The organism is Nocardiopsis sp. M1B1, assembly GCF_052466615.1.
In genome coordinates this window covers 4,114,750-4,133,207 of record NZ_CP196194.1, presented here as the reverse complement: position 1 = coordinate 4,133,207, position 18,458 = coordinate 4,114,750, and the positions used below count along the sequence as shown (strand labels likewise).

The window sequence follows — 18,458 nt, the reverse complement described above, 5'->3', positions numbered from 1 at the left end:
GCCCACGGCCCTCACCGGTCTCGGCCCCCGCGCGCCGGGCACGAACCGCCGGACGACGCGGATTCCCTCATTGTGACCGCATGGTCCAGAACCAGTACGCTGAACGGATGGCGCGACCTCGTGAGTTCGACGAAAACCGCGTGCTTCTCGCTGTCCGCGACGAGTTCTGGGACAAGGGGTACGCGGCGACCTCGATGGACGACCTGCTGCGCGTGAGCGGGCTGGGCAAGGGCAGCCTCTACGGGGCGTTCGGGGACAAGAGGAGCCTCTTTCTTCGGGTGCTGCGGGAGTACGACGACGCGAACCTGCTGGCACTGCGCGAGCGCCTGGATTCCGCGGCGAAGGGCGTCGACGTGGTGCGCGAGTTCGTCCTCGGCATGACCGGTGACCCGACCGGGGCGGCCGCGCGCCGGGGCTGCCTGCTTGCCAACAGCAACGCCGAGCTCGCCGCCAGCACACCGGACGTGGCCGCCGAGGCCCGCCGCAGCTACGACGCGGTCACGTCCGTCCTCACGGCGGCGCTGGAGCGCGCCCGGAGCGAGGGCGACCTCGATCCCGGTGCCGATCCTGCCGAGACCGCCCGTGCGGCCCTCGTCGCGCAGCTCGGTCTCATCGCCCTCGGGCGCACCGGCATGGACGTCGGCGCGCTGACCGTGATCGCCCACTCCGCCCTGGCACGGCTGCTGCCCGCCCCAGCGCGGTAGCGGCGCCCCGCCGACGGACCCGTACCGCCGCGGTCCGCGGTCGGCGCGCCGTCCCGCGGCGTGCCCCCGATCCGGGTGCCGCGGCCTCCGGGGGAACGCACTTCTCCCGCGGGCCCTCTGTGTGCCGCCGGTCGGACCGGTCCGCGACCGGCGGGTTCGGGATGCCGCCGCAGACGGGGTGAGCTCGGGGCGCGGAGCCTGGGCGCTTCGACGCGAGCCGAATATTGACCAATCGGTCCATAACGGGGCTATGATTCTTGACGTAACAGTCCATAACTTGAGGGAGGGCCGCATGGCCGTCTTGGAAGGCAAGATCGCCGTCGTCACCGGGGCGAGCACCGGCATCGGGTTCGCGACCGCTCGCGCGTTCCGTGACGCGGGCGCCACGGTGTTCGTCACCGGTCGCCGCAAGCACGTGCTCGACGCAGCGGTCGCCGAGCTCGGCGACCGCGTGACCGGCGTGGTCTGCGACGTCTCGGTGCGCTCCGAGCTGGACGCGTTCTACAGCACCGTGCGGGACCGGGCCGGACGCATCGACGTGCTGGTCGCCAACGCCGGTGTCGGCGCCACGGCCCCGTTCGGCGAGGTGACCGAGGAGCTGGTCGACTCGCTGTTCGCCATCAACGTCAAGGGAACGATCTTCACGCTCCAGCAGGCGCTACCGCTGCTCAGCGACAACGCTTCGGTGATCCTGACGGGCTCGACCGCTGCGTCCCGGCCCAACCCGGGACTTGAGGTCTACGCCGCTTCGAAGGCCGCGATTCGCAACCTCGCTCGCGGTTGGGCCCTCAGTGCGCGCGCGCACGGCTTCCGGGTCAACGTCGTGTCGCCCGGCGGTACACGCACCGTAGGTCTGTTGGAGCTCGTCACGCCCGAGGCGCTCGAACAGATCGAAGCCTCCGTTCCCCTGGGCCGGCTCGCTGAGCCCGAGGAGATCGCCGCCCTGGCGACGTTCCTCGCCTCGGACGCGTCGAGCTACATCAACGGTGCCGAGTTCCACGCCGACGGTGGGTACGCCCAGGTGTGAGCGGCCGCGTGTACGGGCCGGGGCTCCTGCCCCGGCCCGTGCGTCCTCCTCGCGGCCCTCGGCGCCCTGGACGAGGCGCCGGCAGGACTCGTCGTCGGCGGCCCGTCCAGCGTGTGCGCGCCGCCGGTCGCCCAGGCGCGCGGCAGCGGCCTTCCCCCGTGGCCGGGCCCGGGCCCTCGCCGCTACCGGCCGCCGGTCGCCTGCGCCTCCCGCCCCGCGCCCACGTCGAAGGCGGCGTCGCACGCGTCCCGGACGGCGTCGTCGTGCGTGGCGATCACCACCGCGCAGCCCTCCCGGCTCATCTGGCGCAGCACCTCCACGACCATCGCGCCGTTGTCGTGGTCCAGCGCGCCCGTGGGCTCGTCGGCCAGCACCAGGGAGGGCTGCTTGACCAGCACGCGGGCCAGCGCCACGCGTTGCTGCTCACCGCCCGACAACCGGTGCACCTTCTCCCGCTCCCGTCCCGCCAGCCCCACCCGTTCCAGCGCCGCGGCGTGGCGCGACCTGGTGTCGTGGCGCTTGACGACCGCGAGGTTGGCCTGCACGGACGCGCTCTCCACCAGGGCGTAGTCTTGGAACAGGTAGCCGAGCTCGTCGGCGCGGAAGCGCCGCTGCCCGCCCGGCCCCAGACGGGTGAGGTCGGTGCCCTCGAAGAGGATTCGGCCCGCGCTGGGTCTCTCCAGCAGCCCCATGCAGTTGAGCAGGGTGGTCTTGCCCGATCCGCTGGTGCCCACCAGGGCCAGCATCCGCCCCGCCTCCACGGTCAGGTCCAGGTCCTGCCACAGCACTCGGGAGCCGAAGGACTTGGTGAGCTTCTCGACGGTGATCATGCTGCCTCCCGGGGGCTCAGGCCTGCGAGGAGCCCTCGCGGACGATACGGCGGTGGAAGAAGGCGAGCGCGCCCAGGGTCAGGGCGAGCCCGGTCGCCGCGATGGCCGCGGCGTAGAGGGGTTCGAGGCCGCTGGTCGGCACCGTCTCGGGCGGTAGCATCCTGGCGGGGTCGCGCAGCGCCCGCAACGTGGTCAGCGAGTCCCACGCGGCCCAGCCCGCGAAGCCCAGCGCGATCCCCGCCTCGACGGCCAGGAAGCGCCGGTGCGTGGCGAGGAAGCTCCACCCGCTGATGTGCCGGGCGAAGACGGTCTGGGCCCGGGTGCGCGCGTGGATGACGCACGAGGCGATGCCGGTCAGCAGCAGCAGAGCGGTACCGGCGGCCAGGTTGAACGCCTCGATCCGCAACAGGTTCAGGTCGGCGGCGTGGGCCGCGGCCGCCTTGTTCAGGATCGGCTGGACCGCGTTGACGTACTCGGCCATCCGCGGGTCGGCCTCCCGCGCCCGCTCCACCACGCCCGGGTCGGGGAACAGCACGGCCTCGTGGGTCATGTAGGTGACGTAGGCGCTGTCGGAGAGCACGGAGCCGTTGGGCAGGGCGATGACCACCGGGTCGCGCAGGAAGGGCAGCTCCCGCTGGGCGAAGGGGGCGCGCGACCCGTAGGTGAACACCGTCTGGCCGTCGGCCGCGGGCAGCACCTCGACGTCGGCCCCGGACTCCTCGCCGCCGTTCTGGAGGCGCAGCCAGTCCGGCATCGCCCGCTCGATGTCCTCGCGGTGGGAGGCGTGCGCCCGCGGGAGCAGGACCCGGACCCGGCCCTCGGAGGCGGCGGGGCCGTAGCGCTCGCCCGAGGGGGACACGATCTCCTGCTCCTCCAGGTAGGCGTCGTTGACCACGAGCACGTCGAAGCCGGGCCGCCCGGACCCGACCGGCACCACGGACTCGGGCGCGTGCTGGTCGGCGATGACGACTTGACCCTCCCGGTCGGCCCGGCGCAGCCAGGGGCCCAGGAGGGAGTCGGCGGTCTCGGGGTCCTCCATGCCGACGCTGCCGTTGAGGGTGACGTGCGAGGTCTGGCCGGTCCGGGCGAAGACCTCCAGGGAGGCCCGCTGCTCCCGGGTGGTCTGCGCCAGGTGGACGACCGACCCCAGGACGGCGAGCACCAGGAGCAGCACGGGCACGCGCACCAGGTAGGCGCCCGCCTGGGCGGTGCGCACGGGGATACGGCCCTTGAGCGCGGGCAGGATCGCGGTGGTGTGCACCAGACCGAGCACCGCGGCGTGCACGGCCACGGCCACGGCGGCGAAGACCCCCGCGAACACCAGGGCGATCAGGGCGAAGAAGCCGAGCTGGTTCCAGCCGTTGTAGAGGCCCAGACAGGCCAGGGCGACCAGGGCGACGCCGGGCAGGGCCGCGCCCCACAGCCGGGCGACCCGGCCCAGGTCGCGCAGCAGGATCCGCCCGTAGGAGCGCCCCAGCAGCCGCTGGACGGCGTAGTCCCGGGAACCGAGCAGCACCCCCGCGCCGACCGAGGTGACACCCACCAGCAGCGCCAGGGCCAGGACGTTGAACAGTGGACCGCCCAGGAAGGACTGCCACAGCTGTGCCTGGCTGCCGCCCTCGTCCGGGCGCAGGCCGTGCTCGGCGAGCGCCTCGGTGAGTACCCGCGCGCTCTCGGGCGGGCCGAAGACCAGGTAGTAGCCGCGCGGGCTGCGTTCGGCGAGCCCGTCGACGGGATGGACGCGCAGCTCCGTGGCAGGGTTGAAGGACGGGTAGCCCTCGGTCAGCCAGTCGGCGTACCGGGAGTCGGGGTCGCCCACGGCCAGGTACAGGTGTGACAGCGACTCGGGGGTGCGCACGTCCGGGGCGGTGAAGCCGATCGCCACGCCCTGCTCGGCGGCGACGCGCTCGACGGTCTCCGCGACCCGGCCGCCGTCGGAGGTTCCCTCGTCCTCGACGATCCACACCACCGCCGAGTGCTGCGCGGTGGGGATCGTCAGCTCCCACGTGGCCAGCAGCAGCGCGGCGATGAGCGCGGCGAGCAGCAGGAACGCGGTATGGGCGAAGGCGATGGTCCGGTTGGGCATGGTCTCCTGGCGCGGTCGCGGACACGGGGGCGACCCGCTGACGGGGGGACGTCAGCGGGTCCGTCGCGGTCGGTTACCCGCAGTGCCTCCAGTAGGTCTCGTTGTTGGACAGGGCACGCGGGGCCGACGCCCGGGAGGTGTACCCCGGCAGGTACGCCGCGGACGTGACGGTGTACCTGCCCACCGCCGTGGAGCCGTGGCAGCGCGACCCGTGGAAGTAGTCGGAGTACACGACCGAGGAGGTGAGCCCGTGGTACCACGTCCCGCCGCCGACGTAGCTGACGGCCGCCGCGGCGACGCCCGCGGTCCCGGCGGTGAGCCCGGCGGCGATCGCCAGGGTCGCGGCCGCCCGCTTGAGGGTGTGGGGCATGGTGTTTCCTCTCCTGGCCTTCGCTGGGGTTCTCGGGGGAGGTCCTTCGCGGTTCGCTGTGAGGGGTCGTGCCGGCGGGCGGGGGACACCGCCCCGCCCGCGTGTCGGGTCCGCGCGTCGGGTCGCCGGAGGCGGCGGGGGAGGAGCCGTGGGCGCCGGGGCGGGGGGTACCCCGGCGCCCACGGCCCCCTCCGCTCGCCGGAGCGCGGGAGATGGGGATACCCCGCCCCGATCCCGCCGAAAGCCCGCTGACCGGTTGCGGACAGGCCCGCCGCCGTCACCTGCCGGTTCCGCGCCCCGGCCACCCGCATGACCGGAGGGCGCCGTACACACGACTGGCGGCCCTTGCGCGGCCCCGCCCGTTCGGATAGGCGGGGGCTCAGTCCCCCCGGCGCAGGCGGGCCAGCTCGGCGCGCAGCTCCTCGGCCAGCTCCACGGCGCGCTCCAGGCCCGGCCCGCGGGCCGCGCCCGCCGGGGCCTCGGGGTGGGAGGCGGTCAGCGACGGGTCCGGGGCGATGCGCACCTGGTCGGCGGCGCCCTCGGCCTCGATGTCGAAGACCACCCGGTCGGAGCGGTGCCAGCTCTCGAACCACTCCAGGGGCGCGCCCTGCTGGTCGAAGGTCCCGCCCTCCAGCAGCAGCAGCGGCGCGTCGGCGGCCACGCCCAGCTCCCGGGCGATGCGCGGGTCGGCGGGCACGGCGCGGATCTGCCTGCGCCCGCTCGTGGGCACCGCCGCGAAGCGCTCCTCCATCAACCGGTGCAGGGAGGCGTCGCGCAGCATCGCGGCGTCCAGCGCGGCGAAGCGCTCGGCGGGCAGCCAGGTGCGCACGTAGGACAGGGGGTCGCCGTCCAGGGAGCGCATCCGCTCCAGGCGCAGCAGCTCGCGCGTGCCCAGGTGGCGCGTCGCGGAGGGCACGCCCGACCGGGTGGCCTCCAGGGAGAGCACGGCGGTGGACAGGCGCAGGCCGTCGGCGGAGAACTGGTCGAACAGCCCGGCCACCCGCTGCACGAACCGGTGGTGCTCGGTGGGCACCGCCGCGACCGCCGCGCGCCCCCGGGTCCGGCGGACCGCGCCCTCGTCCTCCAGCGTGGCCAGCGCCTGGCGCACGACGCTGCGCGACACCCCGAACCGCTCGCGCAGGGCCGCCTCGCTGGGCAGGGTGTCACCGGGGGCGATCGAGCGGTCGCGGATCTCCGCGCGCAGAGCTCCGGCGATCTGCGCGTGCAGCGGTCGGGGGTCGGTGCGGTCCACGGGCATGCGCAACATTCTAGGGTCGTCCCTCCTCCCGGGGCGGTCGCCCCGGAGCGGGGGCCTCGTGTGCCGGGCCCGCGCCCGGTCCCCGGGCCGCGCGGCGGACGCGTCGGCCGGGGCGGGGGAGTGCGGTGGAAAGGCCCGCCTCTGGTGGGCGCCCCGCAGGACGGGCGGGGCGCCCACCACAGGCGGGGGGTGTGCGCACGGGCGCGCACACCCCCGGACCGGCTACCCCTCGGAGCGGGTGGCCTGCCAGACGTGGCCCCAGCCGGGGGCCAGCTCGGCCGCGCGGCGGATCGCCAGCACGAGGCTGGCCTCGCGGGCGATGCCCCGGCCCGCGATGTCGAAGGCCGTGCCGTGGTCGACCGAGACCCGGACCACCGGCAGGCCCGCGGTGATGTTGACCCCGTCGTCCCCGTAGACCGCCTTGAAGGGCGCGTGCCCCTGGTCGTGGTAGCAGACCGCGACCAGCTTCCACTTGCCCTTGACCGCCGCCGGGATCAGGGCGTCGGCGGGGAGCGGGCCGTGGGCGTTGATGCCCTCCTCGCGGGCGCGGGCGATCGCGGGCGCCAGGACGTCGGCGTCCTCGTCGCCGAACAGGCGGTTCTCACCCGCGTGCGGGTTCAGACCCGCCACCCCGATGGGCTCGTCCGGGCTGCCCTGGGCGCGGGCGAAGGCGCTCATCAGGCGCAGCACCTGGAGGGTCCGCTCCTGGGTGACGCCCTCGATGGCCTGGCGCAGCGACACATGCGTCGTCAGGTGGAAGAAGGACAGCTCGTCGGCCGACAGCACCAGGCTGTAGTCCTTCACCCCGAACTCGTGCGCGAGCAGCTCGGTGTGCCCGGGCCAGGCGTGGCCGCCCAGGTGCATCGCGGCCTTGTTCAGCGGCGGGGTGACGATGCCCTCCACCAGGCCGCGCTTGGCCAGGTCCACGGCGGCGATGACGAACCGGGCCGCCCCGTCGCCAGCCTCCGCGCTCAGCTCGCCCGGGGGGACGTGGCCCAGCGAGGGACCGGTCTGCACGACGTCGATCACGTCGGGCCGGTCGGCGGCCTCGGCCGGGGAGGCGACGGTGTTGACCGCCTCCGGGTCCCCGCCGACGGCGGCGACGGCGTTGCGGAGCGCGTCGGCGTCACCGACCACGACCGGCTTGGCGTACTCGCGGACCTCGGGGTGGTGCAGCAGCGCCTTGGCCGTGATCTCGGGGCCGATCCCCGCCACGTCGCCCAGGGTGACTGCCAGTGTGGGACGGCTCATGCGTTCCTGCCTTTCGGGTGGCGGACCGCCTCGGCGGCCTCCAGTAGTGCGGTGGGGGATCCGAATCCCCCGGCCTTGGTGACGATGGCGCGGCCGTGCCGGGGCCCGCCGGACAGTGTGCCGATCGGGATGCCGGGCGCGACCTCGCCGGTCAGGGCGATGGCGCGGGCCTCCAGCGCCCGGGTCAGGGCGCGCGCCCCGTCGCCGCCGGTGACGACGAACCCGGACAGCTCGTGCCGTCCGGCCAGGGCGGCGGCGAACTCGCCCATGCGGCGGGCCACGGCGGCCGGATCGAGTTGCCCGTCGCGGTCCTCGGGCGCCACCAGCGCCGTGTGGGCCGTCGAGGGGTCGAACCGCTCCAGCGCCCCGCGGGTCCAGGAGCGCCAGGCCTCCTCGTCGGCGAGGTCGCCCGGCGCGGGCTGCTCGATGCGGGTGCGCGGGTCGGCCACCAGCTCCTCCACCTGGCCGCGTGCGGTCTGGTGCAGCGAGGTGACCACCACCAGCGCGGGCGCCGGGGCCTCCTGCTCGGCCCAGGAGCGGGCCAGCCGGGAGGCGAGCCCGGCCGAGCCCACCGGCACGGCGTCCGGGCCCAGAGCGGTGACGGCCGCCGCGAGGCGGTCCAGGTCCTCCTCGGTCTCGGCGTCCGCGACCACGACCGGGCCGCCGGCGCGCAGCAGTTCGGCGTCGGCGCGGGCGTCGTCGCCGGTGAGCCGCACGTGCTCGGCGCCCAGCAGGACCGCGATCCGGCTCTCGGTCACCGGGGTCACCGGGTCGCGGCCGACCGCGGTGCGGTGCACCTCGACCCCGTCGACCAGGAGGACCCCGTCGCGGACCGTGCGCCCCGTGGCCGGGAAGGCCGGGCAGACCACGGCGACCGCGCCGGGCGACCAGGCCGCGAGCGTCGCGTCGATCTCCGCGCGGATGGGACCGCGCAGGGTGGAGTCGACCTTCTTGTACAGGCGGGCCGCGCCCGCCCCGCGCAGGCGCCGGACGGCCTCGTCGGCGGCCCGGGCGGCCCGCTCCGCGGGCAGCGCCCGCGAGTCGGTGCTGACCGCCACCACCTCGGCGGTGGAGGGGGCCGGGGAGAGCTGGAGCTCGGTGCTCCACCCCGCGCGCAGGAACTGCACCGCGGTGTCGCCCGCGCCGGTCAGGTCGTCGGCGACCACGGCCACGCGGGGCTCTTCGGGTGTGCTCACGGGTTGTCCTCCTTGGCCTGGGCGGGCGCGGCCGAAGCGGCGGCGCGGGCCTGCTCCTCCTTCTCGGCCTCGGCGGGCGAGGCCCCGGCCCGGCGCAGGACCCACGTGGTCACCAGCGGGGCCAGCAGGGCGGTGACCAGGACGCTCGCGGCGACCTGGGAGGTCGCGGTGCCCACGTAGGCGGCGAACGACGGGTCGGCCGCGGCGACGATGGCCGGGGTGGCCACGGCGTTGCCGGAGGTGGTACCGGCGGCGAAGCCGACGCCGGACTCCCCGCCGCGCCGCAGCAGGAACCTGTAGCCGAGGTAGACGAACCCGCCGGTGACCAGGGTGATGACCACGCCCATCAGGATGCCGGTCAGCCCGCCCCGGGCCACGTCGGCCAGGTTGATCCCCGTGCCGAGGGCGAAGGCGAAGAACGGGATGACGATGCCGGGCACGGGCTTGAGCACGTCGCGCCACTGCGCGTCCACGTTGCCCACGACGACGCCGAGCACGAACGGGATGATCGCGGCGAGCAGGGTCGTCAGCGGGATCTGGCCCAGTCCCGAGGCCCCGATGAACAGCAGGGCGAAGAAGGGGCCGTCGTTGACCGCTCCGGCGATGTAGGCGCCGCGGTCGCGGGCGCGTCCGTACTGGCCGGTGATGGCCAGCCACAGCCCGCCGTTGGCGTTGGTGGCGGCGGCGATCATCGCCAGGATCGACACGCCCAGGAGGCCCTCGGGACCGGTGACCATGGCCAGGGCGATGATCAGCAGGCCGGGGATGACGCTCTTGCCCAGGAGCACGACACCGGTCGTGGCCAGGACGGGGCCGCTCGTGCGGAGGGTGACCTGGGTACCGGTGGCGAAGATCAGCAGGGCGATCAGGGGCATCGCGCTGTCCTTGAACAGCGCGGTGGTGAAGCTGCCGATGTCCAGCGCCCCGGGGGCGAAGGTTCCGATGACCGATCCCAGGACCAGGGGGATCAGCATCGCCCCGCCGGGGATCTTGTTCATCCAGTGGTAGAGGGGCACCAGGGACCCGTGGTCGTCGCGCATAAGTATCCGTTCGCAGGGGTGGCCCGGCGGGCGGCCCGTGGAGGTCGGAGGCCGGAACACATGTTGTCCGTACAGAGTGTACGTACAAGTTGGGATGATGTCAGATCCGGGCACACGAATTCACATCGGGGTGTCGGCGGGCCGGGGCGCGGAGGCGCCGCGGGGCGGTGCGCGGGGGAGTGTGGTCGGGTCGGTGTGATCCGTGCCACGGAACGCCCGGGTGCTCTCCCGCGGGTCGCGCCGGAGCCGCGGTGCGGGCGTGGCATCGGTTGGCCGTAATCCTCCTCTTCGGTGACCGGGAGGCGGTGCGCCCGGTCCTTCCTCATCGAAAATTCACATCACGAAATGTCCTGAATTTGTGGTTTCTGTTCGTTGCTCTGTTCGTACTCGGCGGTGAGGGGCGCGGGTCTTTTTGGGGTCGTGTGCCCTGTTCGTGGGCTTGTGGTGTGGTCGAGAAGTGCCTTTCGGTGGGGTGTGTGACCCCGGGGATGGTGGAGGCGGCGCGGATATGGGACAGAGGTTCCTCCGGCGCTGCTGAGAAAAACTCTCATTTCCCTGCGAAGTGCGAACGGGCGCTCCTAGGGTGATCAGCGGTTTACGGAGAAAGCCGGCCTGTGCGTCAACTGCCCAGGTCGCGCCATGTATCCGAAGACGCGCAACCTTTCCCGGCGCGCCCCCGCCCGCGGGGCCACCTCCCCCGGCCCCGCGGGACGGGCGCGCCACCACCATGAGGAGAGACACGGCGGATGTCGATCGACTCGGCTCCTGAGGTCCGGAGCAGCAAGCAGCAGAGCCTGGGTACCGCGGCCGCGCGGAACCTGGCGACCACCACCAAGTCCACGCCGCAGATGCAGGGCATCAGCTCCCGCTGGCTGACCCGGATGCTCCCGTGGGTGCACACCGACGGCGGCGCCTACCGGGTCAACCGGCGGCTGACCTACACCGTCGGCGACGGGCGGATCGAGTTCGAGCAGACCGGCGCCCAGGTCCGGGTCATCCCCCACGAGCTCGGCGAGCTGGCCCTGCTGCGCGGCTTCGACGACGAGGAGGTGCTGGCGGCCCTGGCCAACCGCTTCGTCCAGCGCGACTTCGAGACCGGCCAGGTCCTGGTGGAGGAGGGCACGGCGGTCGACAGCCTGTTCCTGCTGGCCCACGGGCGCGTGCACAAGACCGGCACCGGCCCCTACGGCGAGGTCGTCCGGCTGGGCGTTCTGGCCGACGGCGACAGGTTCGGCGACCAGCACCTGCTCGGCACCGAACCGGCGTGGGAGTACACCGTCAAGGCCGCGACGGCGGGCACGCTGCTGGAGCTGCCCCGCCGCGACTTCATCGCGATCCTGGACGACTCGCCCGCCCTCCAGGCCCACGTCCAGCAGTACCTGTCCCTGCCCGGCGAGCGGCAGAACAAGCACGGCGAGGCCGAGATCGCCCTGTCCTCGGGCCACGTCGGCGAGGCCGAGCTGCCCAGCACCTTCGTGGACTACGAGCTCAGGCCGCGCGAGTACGAGCTGAGCGTGGCCCAGACCGTGCTGCGGGTGCACAGCCGGGTCGCCGACCTCTACAACAAGCCGATGAACCAGACCGAGCAGCAGCTGCGGCTGACCATCCAGGCCCTGCGCGAGCGCCAGGAGCACGAACTGGTCAACAACCGCGAGTTCGGCCTGCTCCACAACGCCGAGTTCAAGCAGCGCATCCAGACCCACTCGGGGCCGCCCACCCCCGACGACCTGGACGACCTGCTGAGCATGCGCCGCAACACCCAGTACATGTTCGCCCACCCCCGCGCCATCGCCGCCTTCGGCAAGGAGTGCAACAGCCGGGGCCTCAACATCGGCACCGTCGAGGTCAACGGCCACCACCTGCCCGCCTGGCGCGGCGTGCCGCTCCTGCCCTGCGGCAAGATCCCGGTCACCGAGCACCAGACCTCCTCGATCATCGCGGTCCGCACCGGCGAGGACAACGAGGGCGTCATCGGCCTCTACCAGACCGGCCTGCCCGACGAGGTCGAGCCCGGCCTCAACGCGCGCTTCATGGGCATCGACGACAAGGCCGTCATCTCCTACCTCGTCAGCACCTACTACTCCGCCGCGGTGCTCGTCCCCGACGCCATCGGGATCCTGGAGAACGCCGAGGTCCACCCGCGTGGCTGAGCACCCGACACCGTCAGGGAAGGAGGTCTAGACGGTGCCACCGCTGCCCAGGATGTCCGCCTCCGCCGCCTCTTCGGAGGTGGCGGCCCTGGTGGACCGCCTGCTCCGTGATTCGCGCCGCCCCGGGAGACCGGACCTGCTGGCTTCCGCGGCCGCCCCGCGCACACCTCCCGCGCCCCGGCTGCCCGTGGGCTCCCGCGAGGTCGGCACGTCGGCGCTGCGGCTCCGGCTGCCCGACTCCCACGTCGCAGACCAGAGCCCCGGCTCCCTCGCCGTGCGCACCGGACTCCGCCTCCCCGGCCACCCCGGCGGAGCGGGCGCCCCGGGCCCCACCGCCCCGGCGCCCGAGCGCCCGGGGACCGGCGCCCCGCCCGAGGGGTCGGCCGTGGCCTCCGAACCCGAGGGGCCCGAGGTCGACGGGGAGCGCATCCCGGCGCTGTACTGCCCGCCCGCCGTCCGCGACGACCCCGCCCTGGGGGACGAGGTCGACGACCGGCTGCTGGTGTGGGCCGAGGAGATGGGGGTCTACCCCGGCCAGCTCGACCGGGTCCGCTCGGCCGGGTTCGGACGCCTCATCATGCTCGCCCACCCCGAGACCGACGACCCCGACCGGCTGCTGGCGGCGGCCAAGTGCGCCCTGGCCGAGTGGTCCGTGGACGACCACTACGTCGACGGCGAGGCCGAGGAGGCGCAGCCGGAGCTGCTCGGCCAGCGCCTGGCCATCGCGCACTCGGTCATCGACCAGGCGCACCTGCCGCTGCGCTACGCGCCCCAGCTGGAGGAGGTCGTGCGCGCGGACCCCGTGATGCGGGCCCTGCGCTCCAGCCTGGACAACCTGGGCCTCTACGCCACCGCCTCGCAGGTGCGCAGGCTCCGCCACGAGCTGGCGATCATGTTCGTGGCCTACAACCAGGAGGGCAACTGGCTGGCCACCGGCCACCGGCCGCCGGTCTGGGAGTTCCTCATGCACCGGCACGAGAACAGCTTCGTGCCGTGCATGGCGCTCATCGACGCGGTCGCCGGGTACGAGCTGCCGCACCAGGCGTTCTCCGAGCCCAGCGTGCGCCGCGTGTTCACCCTGGCGGGCAGCGCGAGCGTGATCGTCAACGACCTGTACTCCATGGGCAAGGAGGACGTCACCGACCTCAGTCTGCCCCGGCTGATCGCCACCGAGGACGGGTGCTCGCTGGGTGAGGCCGTGCGGCGCACCGTCGACATCCACGACGAGCTGATGCACGCCTTCGAGGCCGAGGCCGCCGCCCTGGCGCTCACCGGCTCGCCGGAGCTGCGCCGCTTCCTGTGGGGCCTGTGGGCCTGGCTCGGCGGCAGCCGCGAATGGCACGCCCGCAGCCCCCGCTACCACGGGGCGGGCACCGACTGAACGGGCCGCGCGCCCGGCGCGGCCCCTCCCTCCGCAGCGGACCGGCCCGGCCCCGAGCCGGGGCCGGTCCCGACCGACACACCACGACAAGGAGTTCCTCCGCGATGACCGAGACCCTCAGCCGATCGGCCAACGTCCTGCGCACCGCCTACCAGGAGTCCGTGGCGGCGTACTGGAACGCCGAGAAGGACCCCGTCAACATCCGCCTCGGCGAGGTCGACGGCCTCTACCACCACCACTACGGGATCGGCGACTACGACCCGTCCGTGCTGGAGGGGCCGGAGGAGACCCGCGACGAGCGCATCATCCAGGAGATGCACCGCCTGGAGACCGCGCAGGCCAACGTGCTGCTGGACTACCTGGGCCCGGTCGCGCCCGACGACCGGATCATGGACACCGGCTCCGGCCGCGGCGGCACCAGCTTCATGGCCAACCAGCGCTTCGGCTGCCACGTGGACGGCATCAGCATCTCCGAGCAGCAGGTCGCCTTCGCCAACGGCCAGGCCGAGGAGCGGGGCGTGTCCGACCGCGTGCGCTTCCACTTCCGCAACATGCTCGACACCGGCTTCGAGACGGGCTCCCTGCGCGCCAGCTGGAACAACGAGTCCACCATGTACGTGGACCTGTTCGAGCTCTTCCGCGAGCACGCCCGCCTGCTGGAGTACGGCGGCCGCTACGTCACCATCACCGGCTGCTACAACGACGTGACCGGCGGCCGCTCCAAGGCGGTCAGCCGCATCGACGAGCACTACACCTGCAACATCCACCCCCGGAGCGAGTACTTCCGGGCGATGGCCGCCAACGGACTCGTCCCCATGGAGGTCGTGGACCTCACCGCGGCCACGATCCCCTACTGGGAGCTGCGCGCGAAGTCCTCCGTGGCCACCGGCATCGAGGAGCCCTTCCTCACCGCCTACAAGGAGAACAGCTTCCACTACCTGCTCATCGCGGCCGACCGCGTCTGAACCTCCCGGGGGGCGGCGCGGGCACCGGCCGCGCCGCCCCTCCGAGCGTCCGTACCCCTACGGGCGCCCGCACCCCGACGCCGAACACGAAGGACACCGATGACCGCCAGAACGGACACCGACCACCGCTCCGCCGACGGCCGGGACGACCCCGCCGCGCGCCCGGTCATGCTCGAACTGGTCGACGAGGACGGGACGACGATCGGCACCGCGGAGAAGCTCTCCGCCCACCTGCCCCCCGGGCGGCTGCACCGGGCCTTCTCGGTCTTCCTGCTGGACGGGCGCGGCCGCCTGCTGCTCCAGCGCCGCGCCCTGGGCAAGTACCACTCTCCCGGCGTGTGGTCCAACACCTGCTGCGGCCACCCCTACCCCGGAGAGACGCCCTTCGCGGCCGCCGCCCGGCGCACCGGCGAGGAGCTGGGCGCGGCCCCCGCGCTGATGCGCGAGGCCGGAACCGTGCGCTACAACCACCCCGACCCGGTTTCCGGGCTGGTGGAGCAGGAGTACAACCACCTCTTCGTCGGCCTGGTGCGCGACGAACTGCGCCCCGACCCCGGGGAGATCGCCGGGACCGCGTTCGTGGACCCGGACGGGCTCGCGCGGCTGCGCGGGGAGCACCCGGTCTCGGCGTGGTTCGCGACCGTGTTCGACGCCGCGCTGCCCGCGGTGCGCGAGCTGGCGCCCGACGCGGGCTGGTAGCCACGGTCCGGGCCCCTCGCGCCCCGCGGCCTACAGGATGCGGCGCGGCCCCTCGGGCGGGTGCGGACGGGCGCCCCACTCACGGGGGTAGCCCAGCGAGACCTCCACGTGGGGCACGCCGTCGACCACGATCGTGCGCGGGATGTGCAGGTGCCCGTAGACCACGGCGCGCGCCCGGTAGCGCACGTGCCAGTCCGCGGTGGCCTCGGTCCCGCACCACTGGGCGAACTCGGGGTGGCGCAGGATCCGGGTGGGTTCGCGCACCAGGGGGAAGTGGTTGACCAGCACGGTCGGCAGGTCCGCGTCCAGCGCGTCCAGCCGCTCGCGCGTGTACTCCAGGCGGGCGCGGCACCAGGCGTCGCGCCCGGGGTGGGGGTCGGGGTGCAGCAGGTACTCGTCGGTGCACACCACGCCCGTCTCGTGGGCGACCGCCAGCGCCTCCTCCTTGGTGTGCGTCCCCTCGGGCCGGAAGGTGTGGTCGTACAGGACGAACAGGGGGGCCACCGCGACCGGCCCCCCGGGTCCCGGCCACACCGGGTAGGGGTCCTCGGGGGTGTGCACGCCCAGTCCGCGCAGGCCCTCGACCAGGTGCCGGTAGCGCGCCTCCCCGCGCAGCTGGACGGGGTCCTTGGGCGTGGTCCACAGTTCGTGGTTGCCCGGAACCCAGACCACGGTGGCGAACCGGTCGGCCAGCAGTTCCATCGCCCAGAGGACGTCCTCGCCGGTCTCGGCGACGTCCCCGGCCACCAGGAGCCAGTCGTCGTCGGACTCCGGCCGCAACCCCTCGGTGAAGGCGCGGTTGTCACCGTGCCGTACGTGCAGGTCGCTGATGGCGAACAGGCCCATCCCACCGTCTCCCCGTGTCGGCACCGGTCCGCGGCCACCCTACACAGAAACGGGTGGGGGCCCTCGCCTTCGCCCCGGGGCGGAAGCGGGGGCCCTGCTGCGCCGTGCCGCCGGGCGGCTCACACGGCGGTCCCGGCGCGGGCATCCCGCGCCGGGACCGCCGGCGCCGCGCGCCGCCGGGCGCGCAGATGGTGGACCAGCACGGCGAGCGTCGCGGCCAGGAACACCGCCTGCACGGCGGTGCGCACCGGCAGGCTCTCGGTCGTTCCGGGGACCGTCCCGGCGGTGAGCGCGTACACGTTGGCCGGGAACATGACCACCAGCAGGGCGCTGAGCCCGGCCGCGGCCCAGGGTGAGGTGCGCGCCCACAGGACCCCCGCCGCCCCGGCCAGTTCGAGGACGCCCGTGACGGTGACCAGCAGGGCGGGGGCGGGCAGCGCGGGCGGGACCATCGCGATCAGGTCCTCGCGCATGCCCACGAAGTGCGACACCCCGGTCAGGGTGAACATGGCCGCGATCCCGCCCCGCAGGGCCAGCGGCCAGGAGCGCAGCGGACGCACGCCCGCCGCGCCGAGGACGAGCAGCAGCGCCGTGACGCCGACGAGGGCGATGAGGGGTTCCATGGTGCTTCCTCCCGGTCCGTTCTCCCGTCCAGAGATCTTTCCACTGGCAATATTCCTCCCGTCAGCGAAACTTGTCAATGGAAAGATGGAGGGGTGGTGGCGGACGGGGCCCGCGGCCGCCCGCGGACCCCGCGTGACACTTCCCATCCCGGCGGCGGACCGCCGGGCGGACCGGCTCGGATAGGGCGGACCGAACCCCGACGGCGGAACCCTCGCCCCCCGGTCTCCACAGACCCGTCCGTGAACCGCGTTCGGGTCCTGTCGCGGGTGGGAGCGTCGGCGGCCCCGGTCGCCGCGGCCCGCGCGGTGTGAGCGGACCCGTGTACCGCGTCCGCTCCGGTCACGTTGAGTCCGTGTTCGACACCACTACAGCGTGTGTAAGATGCCGCGGGTGATCGTGACGACACGGTCATCCGAGCCGTGGCGCCCCCCTACCTCCCCGCCACGGCGCCGAGCCGAGGCGTGCCGCCCCCGACCCGCTCGTGTCCGGGTGCGCACGCGCTCGCGGAACCGACACACGAGAGGTAGAGGATGAGCCCTGAGACCGTCGGCCTCGCACTCCTGCTGCTGGGAGTGCTGCTGCTGACAGCGAAGCTGGTACGGGTCAGGTGGAAGCTGACGCAGAGGCTCTACCTGCCCGCGTCGATCATCGGCGGCGGTGTCGCCCTGCTCCTGGGCCCCGACGTGTTCGGGCGCCTCATGGGCTGGCTGGCCGACCGGGGCGTCGGTGGGGGCTTCGCCGAGCGCGCGGCCGAGGGCGGACTCTTCGGCACCGACGTGATGGCGGTCTGGTCGGCCCTGCCCGGCCTGCTGATCTCGGTGGTCTTCGCCAGCCTCTTCCTCGGCAAGCCCCTGCCCCGCTTCCGCGAGGCCGCCTCCCTGGCGGGCCCCAACCTCGCCTTCGGCGTCACCATGGCCAGCGGCCAGTACGTGATCGGCCTGGTGCTCGCCCTGCTGGTGCTCGCACCCCTGTTCGGCGTGCCGGTCATCTCCGGGGCCCTGATCGAGATCGGCTTCCTCGGCGGGCACGGGACCGCGGCGGGGCTGGGCGACACCTTCGAGCAGGCGGGCTGGGCCGAGGGGCAGGACCTGGCCCTGGGCATGGCCACCGTCGGACTGCTGTCGGGGATCATCGTCGGCATCGTCCTCATCAACTGGGGCGTGCGCCGCGGCAAGTCCAACGTGATCAGCGATGACGCGCGCGGCAGCGACACCGAGCAGGCCGGGCTGGTCGAACCCGGCAAGCGCTCGGCGGGCTCGACCATGACCGTCCACCCCTCGTCCATGGACCCGATGACACTCCACTTCGGGCTGGTCGCCCTCGCCGTGCTGATCGGTCAGCTCATCCTCATGGGGTTGCAGTGGCTGGAGCGGATGCTGTGGGCCGACACCATCGAGATCATGGCCTACGTGCCGCTGTTCCCGCTGGCCATGATCGGCGGCATCGTCCTCCAGGTGTTCATCGACCGCTTCGACCGCAACGAGGTGGTGGACCACGGGACCGTCGAGCGGATCCAGGGCCTGTCGCTGGACGTGCTCATCATCGCCGCGATGGCCACCCTCTCGCTCCAGGCCATCGCCGACAACCTCGCCGCCTTCACCATCCTCGCCGTGGCGGGCATCCTGTGGTCGCTGTGCGGCTTCCTGTTCCTGGCGCCGCGGATGATGCCCAGCCACTGGTTCGAACGGGGCATCGGCGAGTTCGGCCAGTCCCTCGGGGTCACCGCCACGGGTCTGGTGCTGATGCGCGTCGTGGACCCGGAGATGAAGTCGCCCGCCTACCCGGCGTTCGGCTACAAGCAGCTGATCTTCGAACCGTTCTTCGGGGGCGGCCTGGTCACCGCGGCCGCCATCCCGCTGATCATCAGCCCGCAGGTGGGAGCGGTGGGCTTCCTGGCGATCATGGCCGTGGTCCTGGCGGCCAGCCTCGCCACGGGCCTGTTCGTGCTCCGCCGCAGGTCGCGCGGGGCCGCCGCCACCGAACGGGAGGCCGAGGAGGCCGAGACGGTGTCCTGACCCGGCGCACGCGCCC

16 protein-coding genes are annotated in these 18,458 nt (G+C 73.5%); 7 read left to right on the top strand and 9 right to left on the bottom strand.

Going from position 1 to position 18,458, the window contains the following annotated elements:
• The first annotated feature begins 107 nt into the window (after positions 1-107).
• Entirely contained in the window at positions 108-704 is a 597-nt protein-coding gene (locus tag ACSTA4_RS17945) for a TetR/AcrR family transcriptional regulator (RefSeq protein ID WP_174548303.1), read from the top strand.
• A gap of 292 nt (positions 705-996) precedes the next feature.
• Entirely contained in the window at positions 997-1,731 is a 735-nt protein-coding gene (locus ACSTA4_RS17940) for an SDR family NAD(P)-dependent oxidoreductase (RefSeq protein WP_444960271.1), read from the top strand.
• 182 nt (positions 1,732-1,913) lie between these two features.
• Here the strand turns inward: ACSTA4_RS17940 and ACSTA4_RS17935 are convergent, their stop codons facing one another.
• The 7 genes from ACSTA4_RS17935 to ACSTA4_RS17905 form a co-directional block, all read right to left on the bottom strand.
• Positions 1,914-2,561 (bottom strand): ABC transporter ATP-binding protein, encoded by a 648-nt coding sequence (locus tag ACSTA4_RS17935; protein WP_444960270.1) that lies wholly within the window; start codon positions 2,559-2,561, stop codon positions 1,914-1,916.
• Between the two features lie 16 nt (positions 2,562-2,577).
• The gene (locus tag ACSTA4_RS17930) at positions 2,578-4,647 is read right to left on the bottom strand and encodes a hypothetical protein (protein ID WP_444960269.1); all 2,070 of its coding nucleotides are present in this window, start codon (positions 4,645-4,647) and stop codon (positions 2,578-2,580) included.
• A gap of 73 nt (positions 4,648-4,720) precedes the next feature.
• Positions 4,721-5,017, bottom strand: a complete 297-nt coding sequence (locus ACSTA4_RS17925; RefSeq protein WP_248770933.1) for a lactococcin 972 family bacteriocin — start codon at positions 5,015-5,017, stop codon at positions 4,721-4,723.
• A gap of 379 nt (positions 5,018-5,396) precedes the next feature.
• Positions 5,397-6,284, bottom strand: coding sequence for a GntR family transcriptional regulator (locus tag ACSTA4_RS17920; protein WP_444960268.1), 888 nt, complete (start codon positions 6,282-6,284; stop codon positions 5,397-5,399).
• 213 nt (positions 6,285-6,497) lie between these two features.
• Positions 6,498-7,526 carry a 4-hydroxythreonine-4-phosphate dehydrogenase PdxA gene (gene pdxA / locus ACSTA4_RS17915; protein WP_248770931.1) on the bottom strand — a complete coding sequence of 343 codons (1,029 nt, stop codon included), beginning with the start codon at positions 7,524-7,526 and terminating at the stop codon, positions 6,498-6,500.
• Positions 7,523-8,722, bottom strand: a complete 1,200-nt coding sequence (locus tag ACSTA4_RS17910) for a four-carbon acid sugar kinase family protein (protein WP_444960267.1) — start codon at positions 8,720-8,722, stop codon at positions 7,523-7,525. The genes pdxA and ACSTA4_RS17910 overlap by 4 nt, the downstream gene beginning before the upstream one ends.
• A complete protein-coding gene (locus ACSTA4_RS17905) occupies positions 8,719-9,762 on the bottom strand; it encodes a 2-keto-3-deoxygluconate permease (RefSeq protein ID WP_444960266.1) in 1,044 nt (347 codons plus the stop codon). The genes ACSTA4_RS17910 and ACSTA4_RS17905 overlap by 4 nt, the downstream gene beginning before the upstream one ends.
• Positions 9,763-10,508: 746 nt before the next feature.
• On the opposite strand from ACSTA4_RS17905, the gene ACSTA4_RS17900 reads away from it, so the two are divergent.
• The 4 genes from ACSTA4_RS17900 to idi all read left to right on the top strand — a co-directional run bounded on the left by ACSTA4_RS17900 (position 10,509) and on the right by idi (position 14,957).
• The gene (locus tag ACSTA4_RS17900) at positions 10,509-11,912 is read left to right on the top strand and encodes a family 2B encapsulin nanocompartment shell protein (protein WP_444960265.1); all 1,404 of its coding nucleotides are present in this window, start codon (positions 10,509-10,511) and stop codon (positions 11,910-11,912) included.
• Positions 11,913-11,964: 52 nt separating this feature from the next.
• Positions 11,965-13,293 (top strand): family 2 encapsulin nanocompartment cargo protein terpene cyclase, encoded by a 1,329-nt coding sequence (locus ACSTA4_RS17895; protein WP_444964205.1) that lies wholly within the window; start codon positions 11,965-11,967, stop codon positions 13,291-13,293.
• A gap of 104 nt (positions 13,294-13,397) precedes the next feature.
• Positions 13,398-14,258: a geranyl diphosphate 2-C-methyltransferase gene (locus tag ACSTA4_RS17890; RefSeq protein ID WP_444960264.1), complete on the top strand. Its 861-nt coding sequence runs from the start codon at positions 13,398-13,400 to the stop codon at positions 14,256-14,258.
• A gap of 99 nt (positions 14,259-14,357) precedes the next feature.
• Entirely contained in the window at positions 14,358-14,957 is a 600-nt protein-coding gene (gene idi, locus ACSTA4_RS17885) for an isopentenyl-diphosphate Delta-isomerase (protein WP_444960263.1), read from the top strand.
• A gap of 30 nt (positions 14,958-14,987) precedes the next feature.
• On the opposite strand, the gene ACSTA4_RS17880 is transcribed toward idi, so the two are convergent.
• Together ACSTA4_RS17880 and ACSTA4_RS17875 are read right to left on the bottom strand one after the other, a co-directional pair.
• Positions 14,988-15,803 carry a metallophosphoesterase family protein gene (locus ACSTA4_RS17880; protein ID WP_444960262.1) on the bottom strand — a complete coding sequence of 272 codons (816 nt, stop codon included), beginning with the start codon at positions 15,801-15,803 and terminating at the stop codon, positions 14,988-14,990.
• Between the two features lie 119 nt (positions 15,804-15,922).
• Positions 15,923-16,426: a DoxX family protein gene (locus tag ACSTA4_RS17875; RefSeq protein WP_444960261.1), complete on the bottom strand. Its 504-nt coding sequence runs from the start codon at positions 16,424-16,426 to the stop codon at positions 15,923-15,925.
• A 531-nt stretch (positions 16,427-16,957) separates the two neighbouring features.
• On the opposite strand from ACSTA4_RS17875, the gene ACSTA4_RS17870 reads away from it, so the two are divergent.
• A complete protein-coding gene (locus ACSTA4_RS17870) occupies positions 16,958-18,442 on the top strand; it encodes a sodium/glutamate symporter (RefSeq protein ID WP_444960260.1) in 1,485 nt (494 codons plus the stop codon).
• The last annotated feature ends 16 nt before the right edge of the window (positions 18,443-18,458 follow it).

Coding starts and splice junctions, on each gene's coding strand:
- ACSTA4_RS17905 (WP_444960266.1), bottom strand. CDS start 9,762: ATGCGCGACGACCACGGGTCCCTGGTGCCCCTCTACCACTGGATGAAC.
- ACSTA4_RS17930 (WP_444960269.1), bottom strand. CDS start 4,647: ATGCCCAACCGGACCATCGCCTTCGCCCATACCGCGTTCCTGCTGCTC.
- ACSTA4_RS17925 (WP_248770933.1), bottom strand. CDS start 5,017: ATGCCCCACACCCTCAAGCGGGCGGCCGCGACCCTGGCGATCGCCGCC.
- ACSTA4_RS17945 (WP_174548303.1), top strand. CDS start 108: ATGGCGCGACCTCGTGAGTTCGACGAAAACCGCGTGCTTCTCGCTGTC.
- ACSTA4_RS17870 (WP_444960260.1), top strand. CDS start 16,958: ATGAGCCCTGAGACCGTCGGCCTCGCACTCCTGCTGCTGGGAGTGCTG.
- ACSTA4_RS17900 (WP_444960265.1), top strand. CDS start 10,509: ATGTCGATCGACTCGGCTCCTGAGGTCCGGAGCAGCAAGCAGCAGAGC.
- ACSTA4_RS17935 (WP_444960270.1), bottom strand. CDS start 2,561: ATGATCACCGTCGAGAAGCTCACCAAGTCCTTCGGCTCCCGAGTGCTG.
- ACSTA4_RS17895 (WP_444964205.1), top strand. CDS start 11,965: ATGTCCGCCTCCGCCGCCTCTTCGGAGGTGGCGGCCCTGGTGGACCGC.
- pdxA (WP_248770931.1), bottom strand. CDS start 7,526: ATGAGCCGTCCCACACTGGCAGTCACCCTGGGCGACGTGGCGGGGATC.
- ACSTA4_RS17940 (WP_444960271.1), top strand. CDS start 997: ATGGCCGTCTTGGAAGGCAAGATCGCCGTCGTCACCGGGGCGAGCACC.
- ACSTA4_RS17920 (WP_444960268.1), bottom strand. CDS start 6,284: ATGTTGCGCATGCCCGTGGACCGCACCGACCCCCGACCGCTGCACGCG.
- ACSTA4_RS17875 (WP_444960261.1), bottom strand. CDS start 16,426: ATGGAACCCCTCATCGCCCTCGTCGGCGTCACGGCGCTGCTGCTCGTC.
- ACSTA4_RS17880 (WP_444960262.1), bottom strand. CDS start 15,803: ATGGGCCTGTTCGCCATCAGCGACCTGCACGTACGGCACGGTGACAAC.
- idi (WP_444960263.1), top strand. CDS start 14,358: ATGACCGCCAGAACGGACACCGACCACCGCTCCGCCGACGGCCGGGAC.
- ACSTA4_RS17890 (WP_444960264.1), top strand. CDS start 13,398: ATGACCGAGACCCTCAGCCGATCGGCCAACGTCCTGCGCACCGCCTAC.